A 23613-nucleotide genomic window follows, 5' to 3' on the forward strand; every position below is an offset into this window, starting at 1 on the left:
GAAAAGTTGACGTTGACCGTTACCAATCCAGGCAATGCTGCTTCTCTCAATACGCCAAATTCGCTGGTCCTGAGGCTGGGCGCCGCGGCAGTGAACGGCAATTCGATTGCCAATGGAACGACACTGACCTTGACCGCGAACGGCGCCGAAGTGTTCGCACAATCGGGCGTCGGCGAGACCGCAGCCGCCAACATAACCATTGCCGTCGTCTGTCAGGCCGTAGCGGCTGCAACGACGACGACCGTGACCTCATCGCTCAATCCTTCCGCCGTCGGCCAATCCGTCACCTTCACCGCGACTGTCAGCGGCACCGGCGGTACACCGACGGGAACGGTGAACTTTCTCGACGGCGGCGCCGTGATCGGTAACGGCGCACTCGCAGGAGGCGTCGCAACTTTCACGACCGCAAACCTTACGCAGGGAAACCACAGCATCACCGCCGCCTACGCTGGTGCAGGAAGCTTTACCGCGAGTACGTCGGCGGCTTTGACTCAAGCGGTCGGCGGCACGGCCGACAGCGCCAAGTTACAGGCGCTGCAAGCGATGGCCACCAAGGTTGTCGCGCAGAATTCCGGTTCGGCAATATCGGGCGCGGTCGACAGCGCCATATCGGAGGGTTTTGGCGGCGGCGGTCCGCCCGTCACCGTCAATGGCGGCGGAGCTCGCATCAATTTCGCGGCTGACCCGGATGGAAAGCCGGAAACCATCGCGCATGCTGCGGATCCGTTCAGCAGCACCGGCGGCTCGTTCGGGACCGCGCGCAGCTTTGCGCCGGAACAACGGGATCGCGTGAACGATGCCTTCGGCGCGCTGGCCTATGCCGGCGGTTATGCCAAGGCACCACCGCGTCGGGTCGAACAGCGGGATTGGTATGGTTGGGCCGAAGTCCGTGGCGCCCACCTGGATCGCTGGGGGACCGGTGGATTGGGCGTGGTGACCGGCGCCTCGTTGCTCTCAGGTGATCAAGTCAACCTGCTGGCGGGCGTTACCCGCAAGCTGACGCCGAACTTCCTGATCGGCGTGCTCGGCGGCTACGAGACCTTTGACTACCGATCCGACGCGCTGCAGGGACGGTTGAAAGGCGACGGTTGGACGGTTGGTTCGTATCTCGGATGGATGCTTGCGCCGAACATTCGCTTCGATGCAGCGTTCGCCTATTCGGGCATCGGCTTTGACGGCAGCGCGGGCACTGCATCCGGTCAATTTGGCGGACAACGCTGGCTGTTCTCCAGTGGACTGACCGGCACTTACCAAAGTTGGGGCCTGCAGATCGAGCCCTCCGCGCGGATCTATGCGTTGTGGGAGCACGAGAATGCCTACAGAGATTCGCTCGGTACCCTGCTGAGTGATCGCAACTTCGCAGTCGGCCGCGCCAGTGGAGGCGTGAAGCTGTCCTATCCCGTGGTCTGGATATCGACAGCCACGCTGGTCCCCTATGTAGGAGTCTACAGCGATTACTATTTCAATTCGGACAATCTGACGCTGGTTGCGGCTGTCCCCGCAATTCCTGTCATCAATGTATTCGATGGCTGGTCGGCGCGCGCAATCGGCGGGTTAGCTGCAAAGTTCAACAACGGAGCACAGATTGCGATCGGGGGTGAGCGTAGCGGCATCGGAGGCAGTTTCGGCCTCTGGACCTATCGCGCACGCGCCTCCGTACCGTTTGGAGCGCGATAGCGCTGACCGACACTCACTCCACGATCAGCGGTCGTGCAGATAGTCGAGAAGCTTAGCGCCCCGGCCATAACGGTTTGCGCTTCTCGCCGAACGCCTTGAGGCCTTCCTTGGCGTCTTCCGTCATGGCCAGCAAGGCAATCTGGCTTTCGGTGTAGGCGATGCTTTCGTCAAACGACATCGAGGCGATCGCGCGCATGGCATATTTGCCGCGCCGGATCGCGGTCGGCGATTTGTCGACGATACGGCTGATCAGCCATTCGACCTTGGCGTCGAGCTCCGCTGACGGCACCACGTAATTCAGCAGCCCGGCGGCCTGAGCCGCCTTCGCATCGAACGGCTCGCCCGTCAGCGCCCATTCATTGACGAGACGCGGCGGTGCCATCGATTGCAACAGGCTCATCACCTGCATCGGAAATACGCCGACCTTTACTTCGGGCAGCCCGAAGATCACGTGATCGGCGGCCACCGCCATATCCGTCATGCACAGCAAGCCCATGCCACCGGCCATGCAGACGCCCCCTACCCGAGCGATCGCAGGCTTGGTGGCATTCTGCGACAATCGCAACAAATCGGCGTAGTCGACATTCGGCCTGGAAAAATCCATCGCGAAGGCAGCGCCGCTGTTCTGCAGGTCGGCGCCGGCGCAAAACGCCTTGTCGCCGGCACCCGTCAGCACGATGACGCGGACTTCCTTGTCGTCATGGGCGTCGCGATACCCCCTGGCGATGCCGGCGACGACGTCGGCATTGATGGCATTGCGCTTGTCCGGCCGGTTGATGGTAATCCAGAACGCCTGTCCGCGCTTCTCGCGTATCACGCTGCTGTTGTCGGTCATTGTTCCGCTCGCCCTGTTTGCCATGGATTGGCGAACATTTGCGGCAGGATGACGCCGGACTGCAAGCGGGATTTAAGCCGAGGGCGTGGCCTTCTTCACCCAGACCTTGTTGTCATGGAACGCCGCACCGCCCACGGGGGCGACCGCCTCGGCTCCGGTCAGCATGTTGATACCGCGGCCGCCGATATGTGCCTTGTTCGGCTGGATGGATTCCGCGATCAGGACGCCGCGCCGAAGCCCGTCGAACAGCTTTACCGTCAAATTGGTCTCGCCCCTCACGTTGCCGAGTGTGACGACATCCCCATCGGCGAGCCCGAGCGTAGCGGCATCATCGGGGTGCATCATCACCGAGGGCTCGCCCTCGCGCGCAATCGAAGATGGCGTTTCGTTAAAGCTGGTATTGAGGAAGCTGCGCGCGGGACTGGTGGCGAGACGGAACGGATGGGCCTCATCCGCCTCCTCGATAATCGCCCAGTGGTCCGGTAGCGACGGCATCTGTGCCCAAGGCCCCAAACCGGCGTTGCCGAAGGGCGGGTTCGCCCAGTCGGCCTTGAAGTGGAACTTCTTGTCGGCATGTGCAAAACCGTCGAGGTAATGCGAGGTGCGGAAATCCGGCTGGATGTCGCGCCAAAGATCCGCCTCCAGGGCCGCGATATCGCCATGACCGCTCTTCTTCAGCGTCGCGTCGATCAATTCGCGCGGCGACATCGTAAAGCCGAGATGCACGGCGTTAAGCCGGCGGCCGAGGCCCTGCAGCACCTCGTGGTTCGAACGGCACTCGCCGGGCGGATCGATCAGCTTGGCGCCGACCGAAATATGCTGATGTCCGCCACCGTAATAGAGGTCGTCGTGCTCCATGAACATGGTTGCCGGCAGCACGATGTCGGCCATGACAGCCGTTTCGGTCATGAACTGCTCATGCACCACCATGAACAGGTCTTCGCGCGCAAAACCCTTGCGCACCAGCGCCTGCTCCGGCGCCACCGTCATCGGGTTGGTGTTCTGGATCAGCATCGCCTTGACCGGCGGCCCGCCCTTCAAGGCTTCCCCGTCGCCGGTCAGGATGCGGCCGATCTGCGACTGGTCGAGCCAGCGGGTGGTGCGATCGAGCGCATCGTGGCCCTCGATGATGGACTCGTCGAACTTCCAGATCGCAAAATTGTTGAAGAACGCGCCGCCGCCTTCGTGTTGCCAGGCGCCGGTCACCGCCGGGATACACAGCGCCGCATGCATCTGCGCCGCACCATTGCGGCTGCGCGTGAAGCCATAGCCCAGACGAAAGAACGAACGCTTGGTCTGACCGACCAGGCGGGCGAACGCCTCGATCTCCTCGACCGGCACGCCCGAGATCGACGATGCCCATTCCGGGGTACGAGTCGCGAGGTGCGCTTCCAGTTCATTCGGACAATCGGTGTAACGATCCATGTATTCGCGATCGGCGTAACCTTCCCGGAACAACACGTGCATGACGCCGCAGGCGAACGCACCGTCGGTGCCGGGCTTAAGCAGGATCTTGATATCGGCCTGCTTCATGGTGTCGTTGTTGTAAACATCGATCGCCGCGATCTTGGCACCGCGCTCTTTTCGCGCGCGCATCGCATGCGTCATTACGTTGACCTGGGTGTTTACGGGATTGGTGCCCCAGATCACGACAAGGTCGGAGACGCCCATCTCGCGCGGATCGACCCCGGCGATCTTGCCGGTGCCGATGGCAAATCCGATGCGCGCGACGTTCGCGCAGATCGTGGAGTAGAACCGGGAATATTTTTTGACGTTCGCAAGACGATTGATGCCGTCCCGCATCACCAGCCCCATGGTCCCGGCATAGTAATATGGCCAGACCGATTGGGCCCCGAATTCATGCTCAGCTTGATCGAAACACGCAGCGATTTCGTCCAGGGCTTCATCCCACGAAATTCGCGCGAACTGGCCGGAACCCTTGGGTCCGGTGCGGCGCATCGGATGCAGCAGCCGGTCCGGATGATGAATGCGCTCGGCATAACGTGCGACCTTGGCGCAGACAACGCCGGCGGTGTAGGTCTGCTGCTTGGAGCCGCGCACCCGGCCGATGCTGCGGCCGTCGATCACCTCGATGTCGAGCGCGCAGGCCGACGGGCAATCATGCGGACAGGTGGAGTGGCGGATGTCGACCTTGGCATGCTGGTTCATGCCCCGATAGGTAACATCAAAATCCGCCGTCGCCGAGTAGCTTTATCATCGGGCACACCGGCGAAAACGGCAAACAAGCCATGCATTAAGCGTACGATCGGCTGCCCATTGGCGTAGATCGCCTGCCCATCAATCTAGCGCGCGCCACAGTGCACGGTCTTTCGCGCCGATATTACTGCGCGGGACAGGCCGCGCCGGTCTTCACCCAGGCCTCGACCAGCGCGCCCGCCTGCTTTTGCGTACCGGGCGCGGGGCTACGGCCACCACCCGGGGCCCAGGCCCAGCCGACCAGCGTATCTTCGCTGATGTGATGGATCAGATCCTCGGGCTTGCGACCGCCGTTGCGCGCGGGATCCTTAAGCTGCGTGCAAATTTCGGCAACCGTTTTCCCTTCCCATGCCATTTCGCGCGGCGCGAGATGCCATTCCGGATGACCCGGCATGTGACCGGGCTCAAAGTTCGCATTCTGATGACAAATCGAGCAGCGCATCGCCGGAAGGCCGTGGCCATCGACGCCGCGCGCGACGGGTGGCTGATGCAGCCGCCTCTCATCGCCTTGCCGCGGACGGTCAGTCGCCGGATGGCAGTTGGTGCAACGCGGATGGGTGAGCACCTTGCCGAGTTCAGTGAATATCGCCGCCGATCGTGCGTTCGTATCGGCGATTGATGCAAAGCTCTCAGGGCTGGCAAGGTTTTGGGGCGCAGTTTCGGAAACCGCGTAACCCCCAAGCATGCTCGTCGCCACGGTAACGATAGAGATGAGAAGCTGAAACCGCAGTTCCGATTTCATGTCGCTTGGTCCTCGCGTCCAGTCATTGGTTCGCCACGAGATAGCGTTTGGAATCCGCGAGGATTACGTCACGTACAGCCTCATGATATTTGACATAGCCGGTACAGCGGCAGATGTGTCCGTCGAGCGCTTCCGCGATGGTTTTTTCGAGTTCCGCGCGCGCCACCGGCGCCTTCGCCAGACGCTCCAGCAGCACCTGTCCCTCGTTCAGAAAACCAGCGGTGCAATAGCCGCACTGGAATGCGAAGTGCTCGATGAAGGCCTTCTGCAGCGTCGTAAGCTCACCATTCTTGGCATGCCCTTCGACGGTACGAATAGCCTTGCCGTCGAAACTCACCGCCGAAACGACGCAGGTCGGGCTTGTAAAACTCGTTCCATCAGGATTGTCGATGATGACGGCGCAGCTCAGGCACTGTGCAGCACCGCAGCCGAACTTGGTGCCGGTCATGCCGAGATACTCGCGCAGGAAATCGTTCATCGAGAGATCGTCGCGAACATCCGTCGGTTCGTGCGCGCGGCCATTGATCGTGATGCTCAATTTGGTCACGCGAGCACTCCCTTGAGCAGGCTGGTGGTCACCGGCAAGGATTGGAAGCGGCGACCGGTGGCGTCGAAGATGGCGTTCAGGATCGCCGGCACCACCGGAACCATCACGACTTCCGCCATGCCCTTCGGCGGCTCGTCCGGCGTCAGCGGCGGCAATATCTCGGTTTCGAGGTCATGCAGCGGCAAATCCGATCCGCGGGCGACAAGATACTGCCCGAGATTCCACTGGCCGTTGCCGGGACCACCCTCGTAAGGCGGCAGGTTCTCCAGCAGGGCATAGCCGACGCCCATCGCAAAGCCGCCTTGCGCCTGGCCCAGCACCACTTCGGGCACCAACGCGCGGCCGCATTCAAATACGTTGTAGGCCTTGGCGATACGCAGCACACCGGTCGCTCGCTCAATCTCGACGCGGACCAGCGTTCCGCACATCGAGGTGTAGGTGTTGCCGCTCTGGTTGTTGACGGCCGGCGGGAATCTGACGCTGACCCGGTCAATCCGGGCGAACTTGCCGTTACCCTTCCGCATCGCGAGCGCATCGATCTCGGCGCGATATTGTTCGCCGTTAAACGGAAAGCGCGCACGTGACCACTCCCAGCGAGAGAAGCTGTGCGCCATGGCGCCGGTTACCAGATTGCGTGTATGTGCCTTCGAGGCCAGTGCCGGCAAGGGCAGCGCGGCAAGACCGGGAAGCACCAGTTGGCCGTCTTCCCATTGCGCCTTTGCCCAGTCCTTTGCGCGCGGGTCGTTCGGGGCGATGTTCCACAATTCTAGCGCCGCCGGCCACAGGCCGAATCGAAAGATTACACGCGCCGCCTCGGCCGCCGAATGGGTACCAACATGCGCACCAACCGAGGCGCTGGTCGCCGTACTGATCGCGGGCACCCAGCGCGGGTCTTTCTCTGCCCGGTCCTGAGTCTTCTGATCCATCGTGTAGGGATCGCCCGACGTGACCAGGCCCAGAACATCATAGCTATCGACGCGCGCCACCGAAACTTCGTCGGCGACGACGCCGAGATGGGTCGCCACCCGGTTGGCGAGCGCGGTGCCGATGCCGTTACCCATCTCGACATGGTCGCAATAGATCGTGACCTTGCCCTCGGCCGAGAGTTCGACACGCCCCAGCGAACAATCGGCACCGGCGCCGTAGTCCTTGGTCACACAGGCGAGCCCGGTGCCAACGAGAGTGCCAGGCCGCGCGGCCGCTTTTTGCTGCGCGCGCTGCTGCCAGATCGGATGCTTCTCGAGCTTGTCGAGCATTTCCGTGGTGCGGACCGAGACGCTGTAGCGATTGCCGCACATGGTCCGGCCGTCGGGCTTGAGCGCGTTGCGGCGCCGGAATTCAATCGGATCGAGCGGCAAGGCAGTTGCCACCTCGTCGATCAGCACTTCCAGCGCGGTCATACTCTGCAGCGTGCCGTAACCGCGCATCGACCCGGCCGTGACGCCGCGGGAATGTACCACAACCGTGGTCACATCGACTTTGGGAATGTCGTAGATGCCGATCGCTGCGGTTGCGGCAACAGTTGCCACGTTGACAGAAAAGTTCGCAAGGCCACCGCCATCGAGCACATGGTCGGCGGCGAAGGCCGTGATCTTGCCGGTGGTCCGGTCGACCCCGATCCGGGACCGCATCTTGAAGGGATGCCGCTTGATGCCGGCCTGAAACTGCTGATAGCGATCATGCGCCAGCCGGACCGGACGGCCGGGAAAGAACATCGCCGCCAGCGCCACGTATAGGACGAACGGGGTGTGGTCCCGGCCGCCGAACCCGCCGCCGACATAGGTGAACTGGGCGTTGATGCGTGCCGGCTTGAATGGAGCGCTCGCCTTGCCGAGCATATGCTCAATCGATTCAGCTGCCTCGTAGGGAGACTGCACACCAAGGACGAGTTCTAGGCTTTCGCTCTTGCTGTTGTACCAGGCAAGCCCGGCTTCCGGCTCGAGGAACATCGGATCGACGGACTGGGTTTCGAACTCGCGATCCAGCATCAGCAGATTGGAATTTTTCGCTGCGAGCTCGCTTCGAATTTGTTCGCCATGGACCGCAGCCTTGGAGTAAGGCGCCGGCGTGTCCTTTGCGAGGGGCGACCACACCGGCAGTGGCGAGATCTGGGAGCGTCCTGGGCTAACCCAGCCCGCCTGGACCGGCGAATAGACATCGGGCGCATCGGGCGTTGCGCCGGCCACCCGCGTGAAGCGATAGGCACCGTAGCTTGGTATCGCGACCGGGCCGGTCTCTTCGCCGAACTTCACGAAGGTCCCGTCTCGCAACGCCAGCCGCGCCCGGTCGAAGGCGTCAAACGTCTCGAAGATCAACAGCGCGACCGGCTGCCCCATATAGATCGGCGTCTTGCCGACCGGACAGAACAGGTCGCCGGTGTAGAATGCTGGAACGCGCGTGCCGATTTTGTCGAGGTCATCAGCGGTCACAACCACCGACGGCTTGAGCGCGCCGCTCAGCCGCGCGAGATCCATTCCGGCATAGACATGCGTGGCGTCTGGCGCGCGAACCAGGATCGCGTGCGAGGTGCTTTGCGGCCAGCCCGGCAGGTCGGACGCGCGGAAATCAGACGCGTAGAGTTTCGCGCCGGTGACCTTGGCGACGCCATCGATGCGGCCAGCACCATTGGCCGCTGGGTTCCAGCCCTCGCGTCCCGGGAGAGAGGCACGTGGGGGCAACCCGGCCGCTTCCGCCGATCCCAGCCGCGACAGGCTGAGGGCGATGCCGCTCGCCGATATCCACTTCACAAACTCGCGTCGCGAAGGCCGCATGTCCCACCTGTTGGTCAACGCTATCGAAGGAGCAATAGTCGACTCACACGAAGGGTCCGACGACGGATGCAAGATTGATTCGTCGCAAAACAATAGAGGATGGCAGCCGGTTCTCAAACCGGCTGCGCGCATCCTCCGAAGCTACTTGAGATCGGCGATAGATGCCGGGCCCGGCCCGGGTGTCACCAATGTCGGCCATTGCTTGGAGCCGAACGGCACGACGGGCGGCAGGAACGGCGTCATGCCGCGTTTGCCGGTTTCCGCAACGATCGCGACACGCGCGTCGCCCCCCATCAGCTCGTAGTCCATCAGATGATAGTTGCCGAAGAACAGCGAGCCGACCGAGCGATCCGCAATGATGCGGGTCAAGGATTCCAGCATATCTGCCGATGTCGTCGTGAACGAAACCGTCTCGATCAGCAGCAGCCGGCTGTTGATCGCATCAGGGCCGAAGAATTGCGCCAGAACGCTGAACAGCACGTTGTTCTGGCGAGCCACATAGATCGTGTTGCTCGCGGCATAGGTCTTGTCCCAGTCAGCGCCGAGTTGCTTTTTCCAGTCCGCCAACACCGTCATCCAATGCCCGACTTGTGTTTGCGCCGCCCAAGCCACGTTCTTCGCCAGATACGGCGCCTGCTTCTTGCCAAAGGCCTCGAGCGCGGCGAACGGCACGACGCCCTTGGCGACGCACTCGTCCATGAACGCGAGGTTGTTCTGCAGGATGGTCCGATTGTTGTCGCGCCAACCGGGCTCCATCGGCGTGGCGTCGAGGCCATCGAGCGCCGATTGCATGCGGCTGCGATAGGCCAGCATCGCCCCGCGCCAGGATTTGTCATCGGGATTGTCGACATAAGGGCCGACGACCTGGGCCAGCGCCATCGTGCTGTGACCGACCGACTTGAGCAGTTGATAGACGATCGGCACCTGCGGCGCATCCATTGGCGCCATCCCCGGCCGGTACAGGATCATCCGACCACCGGCACCCGAGAACAGGGCGAGAATCACCGGATGCTTGTCCAGGATGTTCTTTTGGAAGATCTTTGCTGCGTTGCCATAAAGCTCGAACATGCCGGTGTTGAGCGCCAGCATATCCCTGGTCGCGATATCCGAGGCGTTTGCAGCTGATTTACCCGAGATCGGCGCCATATAGGCCGGAAGGGTCTGGGCATGGGTGACGGCGCTACTGCCGGCGAGCAGGAGGGCAGCAACAGCCATGCAGGGTAAGAATTTCATGTCACACTCCTCGCGACGGGGTGTCCCGGCTCGGTAATCAGCTCCCACTCTCAATGATTCTATTTGCGTTGGCCACGGCCAGCGTTGCGTCGATGATGCAGATGGTTGCGGCTTGATTGATGCAATACGTCAAATAGGACGAGGCACTTCCGGAAGGGGCTGAGGATCAATGGGTCAAACAAGCCAGCAGCGCGACGAATGTCGCATCTGAAGGTACTGGCGATCACCGCGCGGATCGCTAGACTTCCCTGAAGCCAGATTGGGCCGGCAACAGGCCAAGCAGCACAAGACTGGGTTCGGGAGGTTGAAATGATCCGCTTGAGATTGGCGCTTGCCCTGGCGGCAACGCTTTTCGCGGCACAGACCGTTCTTGGGACAACAGGCCTAGCGCAGGACTATCCCTCGAGGCCGGTCCGGGTGATCGTCCCGTTCGGTGCCGGTGGCCCTGCCGACGTCACCGCCCGCCAGATCGGCAGCATCCTGCAGGAAAGCTTCGGCCAGCCCTTCGTGATCGAGAACCGCACCGGCGCCGGCGGCGTCATCGGCACGCTCGAGGCTGCCAAGTCACCGCCTGATGGTTACACGTTGCTGATGATGTCGAACACCCAGACCGCCAATGAGTCCCTGGTGCCGCAGCGCAAATATGAGCTGATGCGAGATCTCGCGCCGATCGCTCCGGTCAACTATTCCGACCTCGTGATCGTGATCCACCCAAGCGTTCAGGCAAGGACGCTGCAGGAATTCATCGCGCTGGCCAAATCGCAGCCCGGCAAACTGAATTATGCGTCGTCCGGCCAGGGCACGCCGTATCACATGGCCGGCGAGCTGTTCAAGACCATGGCCGGCGTTGATCTTGTGCATGTGCCCTACCGCAACAGCGGCGAGGCGCGTAGCGGCGTGATTGGCGGCCAGGTGCAGATGATGATCGACGCGGTTCCGACGATGGCGCCCAATGTCGCGGAGAACCAAGTGCGCGCACTGGCGACCACCGGCAAGACGCGCTCCACCGTGCTGCCCAACGCGCCGACGACGATCGAGGCTGGCGTTGCCGGCTATGAGGCGACCATCTGGCTGGGATTGATGGCGCCGGCGGGAACGCCAAAGGTGGTCATCGACAAAATCAATGCCGCCGTGAACGCCGCGGTGAAACGGCCAGATGTCGTCAAGCTCTGGACCCAGCAGGGCGCGGTTCCCATGGCGATGACCCCGGAAGAGTTCGACAAATTCCTGCGCGGCGATATTGTGAAATGGGCCGAGGTCGTCAAGAAGTTCGACAAGCCCCAGTAAAGAAGCGCCAGCCAAGGCCCACCCGCGATGCCGAGCGTTCGATTTCGACTTAATGGCGTGGAGACTGACGTCGACGCCGATCCCGATCGGTCGCTGCTGGATATTTTGCGCGGGCAGCTCGGCATGACCGGACCGCATTTCGGCTGCGGCGCCGGTGAATGCGGCGCCTGCAACGTCATGATCGACGATCGCGCCGTGGCGGCCTGCGATACGCCGCTGTGGTCGGTGGCGGACAAGGACATTACGACCATCGAGGGCTTGGGAACTCCTGAGCGACCGCATCCATTGCAACGCGCCTTCATCGCCGAGCAGGCGCTGCAATGCGGTTATTGCGTCTCCGGAATTCTCATGAGCGCGGCCGCGCTGCTGAAACGAAATCCCAAGCCCGGCAACCGAGAAGTGAAAGAAGCGCTCGACGGTAACCTTTGCCGTTGCGGCTCACATAACCGCATGGTGCGGGCAGTGCTGCGCGCAGCGGGCGAGATGGCGTCGGAATGAACCAGCCAGCGCCGAGCCCGTCCTCGCCCAAATTGCCGGTGAATCTTGCGGCAAACCCGAAACTGTCATCCTGGTTGAAATTTTCGCCGCAGGGACAGGTGATGGTCTCGCCGGGCAAGGTGGAGATTGGGCAAGGTATCGTAACGGCCCTGGCCCAGATCGCCGCCGACGAACTCGACATCGATATTGCGCGCGTGCAGATGATCCGCGCGTCGACGGCTGTCAGCCCCAACGAGGGCGTCACTTCAGGCAGCCTCTCCGTGCAACAATCGGGACGCGCGATGCGGCATGCCTGCGCCGAGGCACGCCAGATCTTTCTTCAGCTGGCGTCGGAACGGCTGGGTGTCGATATTGGTGCACTCGGCGTCGACGACGGCACCATTTCAGGTCCGGGTAATGTCACGACGAGCTATTGGGAGCTTGCGGAAGAAGTCTCGCTCGATCGCGACGCGACGCCTGATGTGAAGCCGAAACCGGCCACCCACCGCGCGCTCGCCGGAAACTCGGTGCAGCGGATCGACATCCCCGACAAGGTCTTCGCGCGGGCGCGCTTCATTCACGATTGGACATTGCCGGAAATGCTGCACGGCCGCGTGTTGCGGCCGCAGAACGCGCGCGCGAACCTCGCCGGGCTGAAAGACGGCCATGTCCGGACGATAGCAGGCTTCGTCGCGGTGGTGCGCGATGGCAGTTTCGCGGGCGTCGTCTGCGAAACCGAGCATGGCGCGGAAGCAGCTCTGCAAGCCCTGCGCAAGGGGGCGGTCTGGGCCGACGGCGCCCCCCTTCCCGACGAAAGCGATTTAGCTGCATTCCTGAAGGCCGCCCCCTCGGAAACAACGGTCGTCGACAAGCGCATAGCATCGTCGCCCGGTGCCAAGAAGCGGACCCTTCGACGGCAATATACCCGCCCCTATATCGCCCACGCCTCGATCGCGCCTTCCTGCGCCATGGCACAGTGGAATGGCGACCGCGTCCACGTCTGGACCCACAGCCAGGGCGTCTATCTCCTGCGCACCGATCTGGCGCTGGTTCTCAAACTGCCGGCCGAAAACATCATAGTGGAACATATGGAGGGCGCCGGCTGCTATGGACATAACGCGGCCGACGACGTTGCGCTCGACGCGGTATTGCTCGCCAAAGCCACCGGCGGCCGGCCGGTGCGGGTGCAATGGTCGCGCGAAGGCGAGATGTCGGATGCGCCGTTTGGAGCGGCCATGGCGATCGAGATTGAGGCCGATCTCGACGCAGAGGGTGAAATCATCGACTGGCGCCATTCCATCTGGAGCAACGGCCATGTGGCGCGGCCCGGGCGCGCGGTGCAACCTGCATTGCTGGCGGGATTCGAGCTGGAAGACCCGTTTCCGCGGATGATCTCGACCAATCCACCGCAGGCCAATGGCGGTGGCGGCGATCGCAATGCCGTACCCCTCTATGACTTCCCATCCTGGCAGATCGAAAGCCATCGCCTGACGACGATGCCGATCCGCACCTCCGCGCTGCGGACGCTTGGCGCGCAGGGCAATGTATTCGCAATCGAATCCTTCCTTGATGAGATCGCCACCGAGCGCGACGAAGACCCGGTCGCATTCCGGCTGCGTCACTTGACGGACGAGCGAGCAAAGGACGTGATTCGCGCTGCTGCAAAGCGCACCCGGTGGAAGCCGGAGAAGCAGCCCGGCATTGGCTACGGCATCGCCTTTGCCCGCTACAAGAACACCGGCGCCTATTGTGCTGCGGTCGCCGAGATCGAAAGCGCCGAGGATATCCGCGTCCGGAAGCTTACACTGGCGGTCGATGTCGGCGAAGCCATCAATCCTGATGGCGTCATCAACCAGATCGAAGGCGGCGCGATCCAGGCCACGAGTTGGGTGTTGAAGGAACGCGTCAGATTCGACCGGCAACGCATCACCAGCACCAATTGGACGGAATATCCGATCCTTCGCTTCAGCGAGGTGCCGGAGGTCGAAGTCGAACTGATCCAGCGCCCGGAGATCGACCCGGTCGGTGCCGGCGAAGCTGCCCATGGCCCGGTCTCGGCGGCCATTGCCAACGCCGTGTTCGACGCGCTCGGCGTGCGCGTGCGCCATCTTCCAATCACGCGCGAAAGTATCATCGCTGCCATGGGATCGACTTTATGAGCAGCCTGAACATCCTGAGCGGCGGCGCAGCACAGGGGCTGGTGGCGAGCCTGGCTCCGAAATTCAAGACGCAGACCGGTTTCGATATCGCAGGAGAGTTTGGCGCGGTTGGCGCCATGGCCGACAAATTGCGCAGCGGCATGCCGGCCGACATCGTCATTTTGACCGCAGCGATCGTGGCCAAGCTTGCTGGGGAGAATCTGGTCGTCGCCTCGTCGATCGCGAATGTCGGCTTGGTAGAGACCGCCCTCGCCGTTCGCGCCGGCGATCCCCGGGTTACAGTCAAGGATACCGTCGGCTTGCGCGAATGCTTGCTTGCATCGGACGCTATCTACGTGCCGGACACGGTCGCCTCGACCGCCGGCATTCACGTCGCGAAGGTTCTGGCGCAACTCGGCATCACCGATGAAGTCGCCAAGCGGCTCAAGATTTTCCCGAACGGCGCGACCGCTATGCGCGAAATGGCGGCTTCCGATGCGCGACGTCCGATCGGCTGCACGCAATCGACCGAGATCATCAGCACCAAGGGCGTCAGCCTGTCCGGGACGCTGCCACCCGGTTGCGAACTCGCGACTATGTACACAGCTGGCGTCGCTACCAGGGCTGCCCACGCTCCCCAGGCGCAGGAATTGATCGGCTTATTGATCGGCGCGGGGCAACAAGAACAACGCGAACGCTCAGGGTTTATCAGCATTCCGAAATAGCCGCATCTTCCAAAGGGTTCTATCGTGAAAATCATCGACCTGAGCCGAGAGCTCTATCATCGCACCCCGAGCTATCCGGGTCACCCACCTGTCATCCATGGCGTCTGGAAGACCCACGAAGAATCCCTTGCCGAGTCCGGCAACGTGCACGGACTTGCATCGATGTTCATCTCGATGGTCGATCATGCCGGCACCCACATCGATGCGCCCCGGCATTTCGGCAAGAGCGGCATATCGATCGACCAGTATCCGCTGGAGAAATGCATTGTGCCGGGTATCTGCCTCGACCTGCGCCACATTCTGCCGCGCGCCGAGATTACGCCCTCCGATCTCGAAGTGGCGGTGAAGAAGGCCGACCTGCCGATCCCGAGAGGCGGCACCGTACTGCTCTGCACCGGCCACCACGAACGCACGTTCCCACGCAAGGAATATTCGAACGACAATCCCGGCGTGAATGTCGCCGCGACTGAATGGCTCGCGCAACAGGGCGTCGTGCATTTTGGCATCGACTCGATGCGGCCTGGTCCCGAAGGCGACGTGAACGCGCTCGTTCACAAGGCCTGTCTCGACCTCGACATCACCCACATCGAGAGCCTGTGCAATCTGGAAGCGCTGCTCGGCAAAGGCCGGTTCACCTTCATCGGCCTGCCGATGAAGTGGCGCGGGGGCACCGCCTCCCCGATCCGCGCTGTGGCCGTGTTCGACCTGTGAGAATAATATCGCGAAATGCGCCGGAGAATTAGCCGGCCGCACGCCGCTATTCGCCTTCGTCGCCAGATCCGGCTTCGGCCAAAGCCTGCAGCGGCTCGGCCTTCAGTACAACGATCGCGCCGTGCTCGAGCCGCACCCAGTCGCGCGCCGCCCACGCCCGCAACTGCTTATTGATGCTTTCTCGCGTCATACCGACCATCTCGCTGATTTCCTGCTGGGTAATCGCAATGGTTCGGCCCTGCGGTTCAAGCTTGTGTTTCTCGGTTAAGCGAAGCAACGCGCTGGCCAACCGTCCCGGCAAATTCTGAAGGATAACCTGTTCGACCTGATCGCTGGTCCAGCGAATCCGCGTGCACAACAGTTCGATGAACTTCATCGCAAGGCCCGGCTGGCTGCGCACGAAAGGAATGAACTCGCGCCGGTCGATCGTGAAGAGCTCGCAAGCGGTGTTCGCAGTCGCGTCTGCCGAGCGGACAGAACCGTCAAGCAGCGCGATTTCGCCAAAAATCTCCCCCGCCCCGATCAGGTTCAGGATTGCGTTGCGGCCATCGGGCGACGAAATACTGATCTTCACCGTGCCGGAGATCACGGCAAACAGGCTGTTGCCGGGATCTCCCTTGGCGAAGATCGTCGCTCCCCGCTTCAGCGTGACGTGTTTGGCGTAACGGCAGAGTTGATCGAAGGCTTCGGGCTCAAGGTCGACAAAATAGGGATGCTTGCGCAAAACCGACAGTTTGCTGCTCGAAAATCCCTGAGCTTCACCCGTCCTTTGTTGAGGCACGCCAGTCAAACTCCAGAAACTGTTCGGGATGTAGCTCTTCCGTAATCAACGCCGGTTGGCTTTTCAACCGGAAAGCATCCTACTGCGTCGATTTAGCGACCAAAACTCAAAGGCAGCCCAGGCATTAACGCTCCGATAACCCTGGAACCCGCGATCGGATCGTACGGGCATCGAGCTATCCCGTCACGCGGAAATAGCCAGACGCCATTGAGGCACCAATTTCGGCCTGTAACGGACTTCGCCTGCCCAACGCAGCGCCGACCGCTTCGCTCGGCGGCTTATTCGTTCGCGATACCCATTTCCTTGATCACGCGCGCGTATTTGGCAAGCTGATCACGCGTCATGACACGCAATTCTTCCGACGAACTGCCGCGCACCGCAAATCCCAGCTCCTCCAGCTTGCGCCGTACTTCGGGATCACCGACCGCCTTCAGCGCCTCGGCGCTCAACCGAGCGATGATCGCCTTCGGCGTGCCGGCAGGAGCAAGAATCGCAAACCATGAGTTGAAGAAGAATCCTGGCAAGCCGGATTCGGAGACAGTCGGCACGTCGGGGAATTGCGCCAATCTTTGCTCGGTAGTCACTCCGATCAGTTTGAGTTGGCCGCCGCGCACCAGGGCAGCAACCGTACCGAGGCCCTGGAAGCCGACCGGAATCTGGCCTGCGGCGACATCGGTTGCAGCCTGCGTTGCGCCCTTATAGGGCACATGAGTCAGCGATATGCCGGACGCGGAAGCAAACATCGCCATGGCCAAATGCTGCGGGCTGCCCGGGCCACCCGAGCCGTAATCGATCTTGCCAGGCGCTGCTTTCGCGGCTGCGATCAAATCCGCCGCGCTTTTGAAGCTGGCCCGGTTACTGGCGACCAGCCCCCACTCAACGGTTGCGACCAGCGATACCGGCTCGAAATCCTTCAATATGTCCCAGCGCATCTTGGACTGCAGGTTGGGCACCATGGTCATGATGCTGTCGTTGAAGCCCCCGATCGTGTAGCCGTCCGGTTCAGCCCGCGCGACCTGCTCCGCCCCGATCATGCCTGAGGCGCCAGGCTGGTTCAGGATCACGAATTGCTGGCCCATATTGTCGGCCATTTTCTGCGTCACGATCCGCGCCGCAACATCGACGGCACTCGCTGCAGCCAGCGGCACAATCATCTTGATAGGCCGGTCCGGATAGGACGTCTGTGCGATCGCATTAGAGCTCAGGAGCAGCGCGAGCGCCGGAATCAACGAATGGAGAAGGCGCATTTCATGATTCTCCTCAAGCGGTCAGCATTTGGGATATGGGCCACATCTTCCGGAGAATGATTGCTCCTCCACATCCGCCTTGGCAATCTGGTCGGCAACGAAATGAAGAATGAGCCAGTGCGTCAATCGACATGCGGGCAAGAAGGATGGCCGGGCAACGAGGGAAGCTATCGATGGCGGAGCGACAATTTTGGGAAACGCCGCCCAAGGGTAGACTTAAGAGCCTCCTAAAGCAATTTCCCATCTGGCCCGAAAAACGGGTGCGGACCGTCAAACGTTCCAATCGGCACCTGATGGGTGACGATGCTGCCGAAGTCCTCGCCCGGAAACCAGGTGTGGAGGTGGAAGGCCGGCGGCTCCACCTTGAACGAGGGCTCGCGGAGTTCAGCAAGGTCAAGATCGACCGCGTGGTTCGGCGCCGGGCAGATCGTAGTCGGCACGCCCGCGAACATCGTCAGAGCCGCACGGTGAACATGACCGGCCGAGATGAGTTGCACGCGCGGATGACGCCGAACGATGGGGGCGAGTTCGCTGGCGTTGAGGAGATTCTGGCGATCCATGTGCCAGATTCCGGCCTTGAACGGCGGATGATGCAGGAACAGCAGCGCTGGCCGATCCGGCGAAGCAGCCAGTGTCGCGTCAAGCCAGCGCAGCGTGGGCTCTTCGAGTTCGCCATGGGGCTTTTGGTGGACGCTTGAGTCCAGCAGCAGCAGATCCAGCCCGCCGATCTCAATCCTCTGATTGAGCGGCCCAGACGCCAAGGCATATGAAGCAGAGGGAAACGCATCGCGCATCAGCTGACGCGAATCGTGATTGCCGGGAATCCCGGCGAACGGGAGTTTCAATGGCGTCAGTAGCCGCTTGAGGTACTGATATTCCTCAGCCGTCGGCGTATCTGCCAGATCACCTGATATCACCACAAAATCAGGCGCCGGCTGAAATTCGTTCAACACCGCGACGCAACGTTCAAGGGCCCGGGCAGTATCGACCCGGCCATAGGCGAGCGTGTCCGGCGGCTTGATATGCAGGTCGGAAATTTGGGCGATACGAACCGGTTTTGGCGACATTGGCGTTCTCAACTTTCGGACGGCAGCAAACGAACGGCTTCCGGCGAAATCAACAGCCCGACCCGTTCGCCGGCCTTGGCTTGTACCGTATTCGGCGCATCAACAGTAAATAGCCTATTGGATACACCACTTATGACCAGGCGTTGCCGATCGCCAATAAAGCTGACGCTGTCGATGACGCCGGAAAGCGGGGCACTCCCCGTCTCCACTACGCGGATCGTTTCGGGACGAATCATGGCGACCACGGTCGGAAAATTTGCGTCGATCCCGATCGCCTGCCGCCCGCCCGGTAAAACGAGATAACCGTTCTCGATCGGGGACTCGATAATATTAGCGGCACCTATGAATTCCGCCACGAAGCGACTTTGCGGCGTGAAGTAGATCTCCCGCGGCGTACCGATCTGGGCAATCGTTCCCTTCTGCATGACAACAACACGATCGCCGAGTTCCATCGCTTCGGCTTGGTCGTGCGTTACATAAATTGTGGTGATGCCAAGCGCGCGCAGCAGGCGGTTGAGTTCACCGCGTAGCCGATCGCGCAGCGCCGCGTCGAGCGCCGTCAAGGGTTCATCAAGCAGCAGGATCCCCGGCCGGATCGCGACTGCCCGCGCCAGCGCCACGCGTTGGCGCTGCCCTCCGGAAAGCTGGTCGATGCGGCGATTCTCCAGCCCGGCAATATTGGTCAGCGCGACCAGTTCGGCGACGCGCGCCGCACGCTCCTTGGCCGGCACACCGCGGATCTTCAGGCCGTAGCCGATGTTGTCAGATACGCTCATGTTGGGAAACAACGCATAGGACTGGAACACCATACCGACGTTGCGCCGTTCGATTGGCACCGACGTCATATCGTTGCCGTCGAACAATACCTTGCCACCGGCATCAGGCAATTCGAGGCCCGCGATGATGCGGAGCATCGTGGTCTTGCCGCAGCCGGACGGCCCTAGCAACACCAGCGTCTCACCGCGCGCAATATCGAGCGTCGCGGGCTCCAGCGCGCGCGTTCCATCGATAAACGTCTTGCCGCAGGCCTCAATACGCACCGAGGCGCCATGTCCTGCTGACGCGTTCATCTCTTCTGTTCCTTCTCGGCAAAGAATTGCATGGCCACCAGCAGCGGGATGATCATTACGAAGAATATCAACGTATAGGCCGAAGCGACCTCGAGCCGCATCGAGGCGTAGCTGTCCGCAAGCCCGATGGGCAGCGTCTTGGTCAGGGGCGTATGAAGCATCCAGGTCAGGTTGAATTCGCCAAGCGAAAGCGTCACCACCATCAGGCTGCCGGCAAGTATCCCGGGCACGGCATTCGGCACGATCACGTCGCGGAAGCGCCGCCATGGTGATGCGCCGAGCGACGCCGCACCTTCGTCGAGCGTCTTGATATCGACCGTTGCAAACACCGCCATCACCGATCGCACCATAAAGGGCATGGTGAAAATAACATGCCCCACCAGGATGAAGAGCCAAGAACGGCGGAAGTCGCTGAAGCCTTGGTAAGTGAGCAGCAATGCCAGGGCAATTGCCAGACCTGGTATCGCCAGCGGCAGCGTGATGATCTCCTCGACGATGCGCGACAGCCTCCCTCCCCGCACGTGCAGGGCGTAGGCTGCGGGAACACCTATAGCCAGCGTCACCGCGAGGGTTGCAAAGGCGATCACGAATGACAGCAGGATAGTGCCGGCATAGAGCTGCCAGACCTGGACGACCCATTGCAGGGTTACGCCGGACTGGATACCGCGAAAATAGTTCACGGTAACGCCGGCGGAAATCGACAGGATTGCGGGCACCACCAGGAATGCGGCGACGATCAATGTAAAAATTAGCTGGCCGGTGAAGATCAGACGATCACGCATGGCTCATCCAGCCGCCGCAACTGCGCTGCCGCTGAAGGAGCGGGCGAGCGCCAGGATGAACCAGGTAATGATGCCGAGCCCGACCGACAGCGCGGCCGAAGTCGAAAAATTCGCAGCCAGCGTGAACTCGGTATAGATCAGCATCGGCAACACATCGATGTTGGTCGCCAGCGTAAAAGCCGTACCAAACGCTCCCATTGCGGTCGCAAAGGCAATCGCACCGGAGGCGACGAAGGCCGGTGCCAGCGCCGGCAACACCACATCGCGCTGCACCGCCCATGGACTCGCACCCAGCGAACGGGCTGCCTCTTCCAAACCGACATCGAGCTTCTGCACCGCGGCCATGATGGTGAGAATGACGCGCGGGATCGAAAAATAGAGATAACCGAGGAACAGCCCGTAGATCGAGTAGGCAAAGACCAGCTTCTCGCCCAACACGCGGTTGGAAAGATCACCGATCAGCCCCTGGCGGCCGGCGAGCAGGATGATCAGGAAGCCGATAACCACGCCGGGAAACGCCAGCGGAAAGGTCAGCATCGCAATCAGTACGGCGCGGCCGGGGAAGCGATGCCGCTGCAGGAACATTCCAGCAATCGTCGCCACGATCAGCGTCACAATGGTGGTCGCGGCTGCCAGCGCCACCGTATTGATCAAGGTTGCGCGGTAACGCGGCTCGGTCAGGATCGCCAGATAGCCCGCGGCGCCCTGTGGGCCTTCCGCCCCGGTCACGACCAGCCGCGCCATCGGGAGCAGAAAAAACGCCACCGTCACCACCGCAAGCGGCAGCAGGCATAACCAGACAAAGGATCTATGCGACATCAGCAGAAGGCGCCCTGGAGCTTCAGTGCTGACGAATCAGAACCGAAGCTCTACTTCGTCGACGCGTTTTCTTCACGCGAACCGGTACCACTTCGCTCGAAAACGCTCTAACCGGACGCCATATTGCCTCAGCGAACCTCGGCGAGATAGCGGTCGACGAAGCCTTTTTGCATGTTTTCCATCTGACCCCAGTCGACATTTTTCGCGCGCGTGTAGTCGCTGTCGGGCAGGAACTTCTTCTTCACGGCCTCAGGCAGCTCGATCGGGCGCGCGGGACGCAGATAGGCGTTGGTCCAGATCGCCTGCCCCTTGTCGGACAGAAGATAGTCGAGAACCTTCTTGGCCTTGTCCTTGTGCGCCGCATTCTTGACGAGGCCAACGACGTAAGGAAACACCACAGAACCTTCGCAAGGGATCACAAACTCGAAATTGCCTTTCTCCGAGTATTTCGCGCGATAGGCGTTGAAATCGTAATCCAGCAGGATCGGCATCTCGCCCGAAACCACACGGGCATAGGAAGTCTGCTTGGGGACGATCGGGTCATTCTTCTTCAGGTCCTTGAAGAAGCTGATCGCGGGATCAAAATTGGCCGCCGAGCCGCCAAGCGCCAGGTTGATCGCGACTGCACCGACATACCCGACCGCGGCTGAAGACGGATCGAGATAGCCGACCATACCCTTATAGTCGGGCTTCAGGAGGTCCTTCCAGCAGGCCGGCACCGGCTTGCCACCAAGCGCATCCTTGTTCACGAACAGGCCAAGCGTGCCGGAATGAATCGTGGTCCAGAAGCCATCGGCATCCTTCAGGCCGGCTGGGACCTGATCCCAGTTGGCGGGCTTATAAGGTTCGAGGGCATCCTGCGCCTTGGCCTTCATGCCGAAGGTGACGCCGAAATAGCCGATATCGCCGACGGGATTGCTCTTCTCGGCCAGTATCTGGGCCAACGCCTGACCGGAATTCTTGTTGTCGTGCGGAATATCGTAATTGAGATCCGCCTTGATCGCCTTGAGCATCGAAGCCCAGTCTGCCCATTCCGGCGGACAATTGTAGCAGATGACGTCAGCCGCTTTGGCGGATTGCCCGGGCGCGAACAGTGATAGCGCCAGCAAGACAAGAACAAAACGGACGGTCTTCATGGATAACTCCGGTTTCGAGCGGCCGAAAAGGATATCAGCACCAACCCGCGACCAAGTATAGGCTGCGCATGAAGGTTTTGCGACGGTCTATTGCTATGCAGCAAACGGCTGCAGCCGCGCTGTAGCCGTCCGGGAATTTCGTCAGCCGACGATTTCAGCTAGGCTTCGACATGAGAGGAGACGCTTCATGTACCAGCCCGCCGGCGTCAAGACTTCCCCCGACCTACCCATCCCTAACCAAATGAAGGCCTGGGTACTGGACGACCCGGACCACCTTTCCTTGTGCGAGAAACCGGTCCCTGTTCCCACTCGCGCGGAAGTGCTGGTCCGGATCGATGCGGTTGCGATCTGCGCAACCGACCTTGAGATCATTCATACAGGCTCGCCGGCGAGCATTCAGGGTGGCCTGCCCTTCAACAAGAATTTCACGCCGGGCCACGAATACATGGGCACTGTCGCAGCGCTCGGACCTGACGTCGACGAATTCACGATTGGAGAAAGGATCAGCGTGGAGATCCACGCTGGTTGCGGCCAGTGCAAGCGCTGCCGCCAGGGCATGTACACCTCGTGCCTGAATTACGGAAAGCCCGAGAAGGGACATCGCGCCAACGGTTTCACCACCGATGGCGGTTTTGCCGAATACGCCGTCAACCACATCAACACGCTGGCACGCGTACCAGATACGATGAGTGACGCGGAGGCGACGCTGGTCGTCACCGCCGGCACCTCAATGTATGGCTTGACCGAATTGGGAGGGTTGGTTGCGGGCGAGAGCGTCGTGGTGATCGGCCCGGGGCCGATCGGACTGCTCGCGGTCGCCGTTGCCAAAGCGCTCGGCGCGAGCCCGGTGATCTTGACTGGAACGCGCAACAAACGGCTCGCAATCGGTCAGGAACTAGGCGCCGATCGCGTCATCAATATCAACGACGAGGACCCAGTCGAAGTCGTTAAGCAACTTACCGGTATCGGCGCCGACTACGTCGTTGAATGCGCCGGAAGCGAAACTACAATCAATCAGGCCATTCACATGACCAATCGCGGTGGAAAAATTTGCCTTGCCGCGTTCCCACATGATCCCGTCACGATGGATCTCGCACATCTCGTCAAGAACAACATCTATGCCTACGGCATTCGCGGCGAGGGCCGCAGCGCGACCCGCCGTGCCATGGCACTCATGGCGGAAAAGCGCTTCGATGCGACGAAAATCCATACACATACGTTTCCACTCGGCGATCTGCCAACCGCGCTAAGATACGCCCGTGAGCGTGTTGACGATGCCATCAAGGTGGTCGTCACCAATCGGCAGGCGAGTTTAATCGCGAACGTTGCAGCCGAGTGAACACTGGCTTTC

The 23613-nt window shown here is 61.4% G+C and carries 20 protein-coding genes; 7 read left to right on the forward strand and 13 right to left on the reverse strand.

The window, feature by feature from the left end; genetic code table 11:
* Positions 1-12 precede the first annotated feature (12 nt).
* Entirely contained in the window at positions 13-1677 is a 1665-nt protein-coding gene (locus tag JQ629_RS25950; RefSeq protein ID WP_249135275.1) for an Ig-like domain repeat protein, read from the forward strand.
* 52 nt (positions 1678-1729) lie between these two features.
* Here JQ629_RS25950 and JQ629_RS25955 read toward each other — a convergent pair whose 3' ends face one another.
* From JQ629_RS25955 to JQ629_RS25980, 6 genes are all read right to left on the reverse strand, one after another.
* The gene (locus JQ629_RS25955) at positions 1730-2512 is read right to left on the reverse strand and encodes an enoyl-CoA hydratase/isomerase family protein (protein ID WP_212415044.1); all 783 of its coding nucleotides are present in this window, start codon (positions 2510-2512) and stop codon (positions 1730-1732) included.
* A 72-nt stretch (positions 2513-2584) separates the two neighbouring features.
* The gene (locus JQ629_RS25960) at positions 2585-4681 is read right to left on the reverse strand and encodes a molybdopterin oxidoreductase family protein (protein WP_212415045.1); all 2097 of its coding nucleotides are present in this window, start codon (positions 4679-4681) and stop codon (positions 2585-2587) included.
* A 172-nt stretch (positions 4682-4853) separates the two neighbouring features.
* Positions 4854-5471, reverse strand: a complete 618-nt coding sequence (locus tag JQ629_RS25965) for an Isoquinoline 1-oxidoreductase subunit (protein ID WP_212415046.1) — start codon at positions 5469-5471, stop codon at positions 4854-4856.
* Positions 5472-5493: 22 nt separating this feature from the next.
* Positions 5494-6018 (reverse strand): (2Fe-2S)-binding protein, encoded by a 525-nt coding sequence (locus JQ629_RS25970; RefSeq protein WP_212415047.1) that lies wholly within the window; start codon positions 6016-6018, stop codon positions 5494-5496.
* On the reverse strand, positions 6015-8789 hold the full coding sequence (locus tag JQ629_RS25975; protein WP_212415048.1) for a xanthine dehydrogenase family protein molybdopterin-binding subunit: 2775 nt from the start codon (positions 8787-8789) through the stop codon (positions 6015-6017). The genes JQ629_RS25970 and JQ629_RS25975 overlap by 4 nt, the downstream gene beginning before the upstream one ends.
* A gap of 141 nt (positions 8790-8930) precedes the next feature.
* Entirely contained in the window at positions 8931-10022 is a 1092-nt protein-coding gene (locus JQ629_RS25980; protein ID WP_212415049.1) for a hypothetical protein, read from the reverse strand.
* A gap of 309 nt (positions 10023-10331) precedes the next feature.
* On the opposite strand from JQ629_RS25980, the gene JQ629_RS25985 reads away from it, so the two are divergent.
* The 5 genes from JQ629_RS25985 to JQ629_RS26005 are packed head-to-tail and all read left to right on the forward strand — an operon-like array spanning position 10332 to position 15360.
* A complete protein-coding gene (locus JQ629_RS25985; protein ID WP_212415050.1) occupies positions 10332-11309 on the forward strand; it encodes a tripartite tricarboxylate transporter substrate binding protein in 978 nt (325 codons plus the stop codon).
* A gap of 27 nt (positions 11310-11336) precedes the next feature.
* Positions 11337-11807 (forward strand): (2Fe-2S)-binding protein, encoded by a 471-nt coding sequence (locus JQ629_RS25990; RefSeq protein WP_212415051.1) that lies wholly within the window; start codon positions 11337-11339, stop codon positions 11805-11807.
* Complete coding sequence (locus JQ629_RS25995) at positions 11804-13945, forward strand: xanthine dehydrogenase family protein molybdopterin-binding subunit (protein WP_212415052.1); 2142 nt, start codon at positions 11804-11806, stop codon at positions 13943-13945. The genes JQ629_RS25990 and JQ629_RS25995 overlap by 4 nt, the downstream gene beginning before the upstream one ends.
* Complete coding sequence (locus tag JQ629_RS26000; protein WP_212415053.1) at positions 13942-14649, forward strand: molybdate ABC transporter substrate-binding protein; 708 nt, start codon at positions 13942-13944, stop codon at positions 14647-14649. Before JQ629_RS25995 ends, JQ629_RS26000 begins: the two co-directional genes overlap by 4 nt.
* A 24-nt stretch (positions 14650-14673) precedes the next feature.
* A complete protein-coding gene (locus JQ629_RS26005; protein WP_212415054.1) occupies positions 14674-15360 on the forward strand; it encodes a cyclase family protein in 687 nt (228 codons plus the stop codon).
* 46 nt (positions 15361-15406) lie between these two features.
* Here the strand turns inward: JQ629_RS26005 and JQ629_RS26010 are convergent, their stop codons facing one another.
* The 7 genes from JQ629_RS26010 to JQ629_RS26040 form a co-directional block, all read right to left on the reverse strand.
* Entirely contained in the window at positions 15407-16141 is a 735-nt protein-coding gene (locus JQ629_RS26010) for a Crp/Fnr family transcriptional regulator (RefSeq protein ID WP_212210139.1), read from the reverse strand.
* Positions 16142-16419: 278 nt separating this feature from the next.
* Complete coding sequence (locus tag JQ629_RS26015) at positions 16420-17388, reverse strand: Bug family tripartite tricarboxylate transporter substrate binding protein (RefSeq protein ID WP_212415055.1); 969 nt, start codon at positions 17386-17388, stop codon at positions 16420-16422.
* A 227-nt stretch (positions 17389-17615) separates the two neighbouring features.
* Positions 17616-18455, reverse strand: a complete 840-nt coding sequence (locus JQ629_RS26020; protein ID WP_212415056.1) for a phosphodiesterase — start codon at positions 18453-18455, stop codon at positions 17616-17618.
* Positions 18456-18463: 8 nt separating this feature from the next.
* Positions 18464-19525, reverse strand: coding sequence for an ABC transporter ATP-binding protein (locus JQ629_RS26025; protein ID WP_212415057.1), 1062 nt, complete (start codon positions 19523-19525; stop codon positions 18464-18466).
* The gene (locus tag JQ629_RS26030) at positions 19522-20307 is read right to left on the reverse strand and encodes an ABC transporter permease (RefSeq protein ID WP_212263937.1); all 786 of its coding nucleotides are present in this window, start codon (positions 20305-20307) and stop codon (positions 19522-19524) included. The genes JQ629_RS26025 and JQ629_RS26030 overlap by 4 nt, the downstream gene beginning before the upstream one ends.
* A gap of 3 nt (positions 20308-20310) precedes the next feature.
* Positions 20311-21126, reverse strand: coding sequence for an ABC transporter permease (locus JQ629_RS26035; protein WP_212415058.1), 816 nt, complete (start codon positions 21124-21126; stop codon positions 20311-20313).
* A 128-nt stretch (positions 21127-21254) separates the two neighbouring features.
* The gene (locus JQ629_RS26040) at positions 21255-22262 is read right to left on the reverse strand and encodes an ABC transporter substrate-binding protein (RefSeq protein WP_212415059.1); all 1008 of its coding nucleotides are present in this window, start codon (positions 22260-22262) and stop codon (positions 21255-21257) included.
* A 187-nt stretch (positions 22263-22449) separates the two neighbouring features.
* Here JQ629_RS26040 and JQ629_RS26045 point away from each other — a divergent pair, with 187 nt between their 5' ends.
* A complete protein-coding gene (locus JQ629_RS26045; RefSeq protein WP_212415060.1) occupies positions 22450-23601 on the forward strand; it encodes a zinc-dependent alcohol dehydrogenase in 1152 nt (383 codons plus the stop codon).
* The last annotated feature ends 12 nt before the right edge of the window (positions 23602-23613 follow it).

Source organism: Bradyrhizobium sp. AUGA SZCCT0222 (assembly GCF_018130205.1).
GTDB lineage: Bacteria > Pseudomonadota > Alphaproteobacteria > Rhizobiales > Xanthobacteraceae > Bradyrhizobium.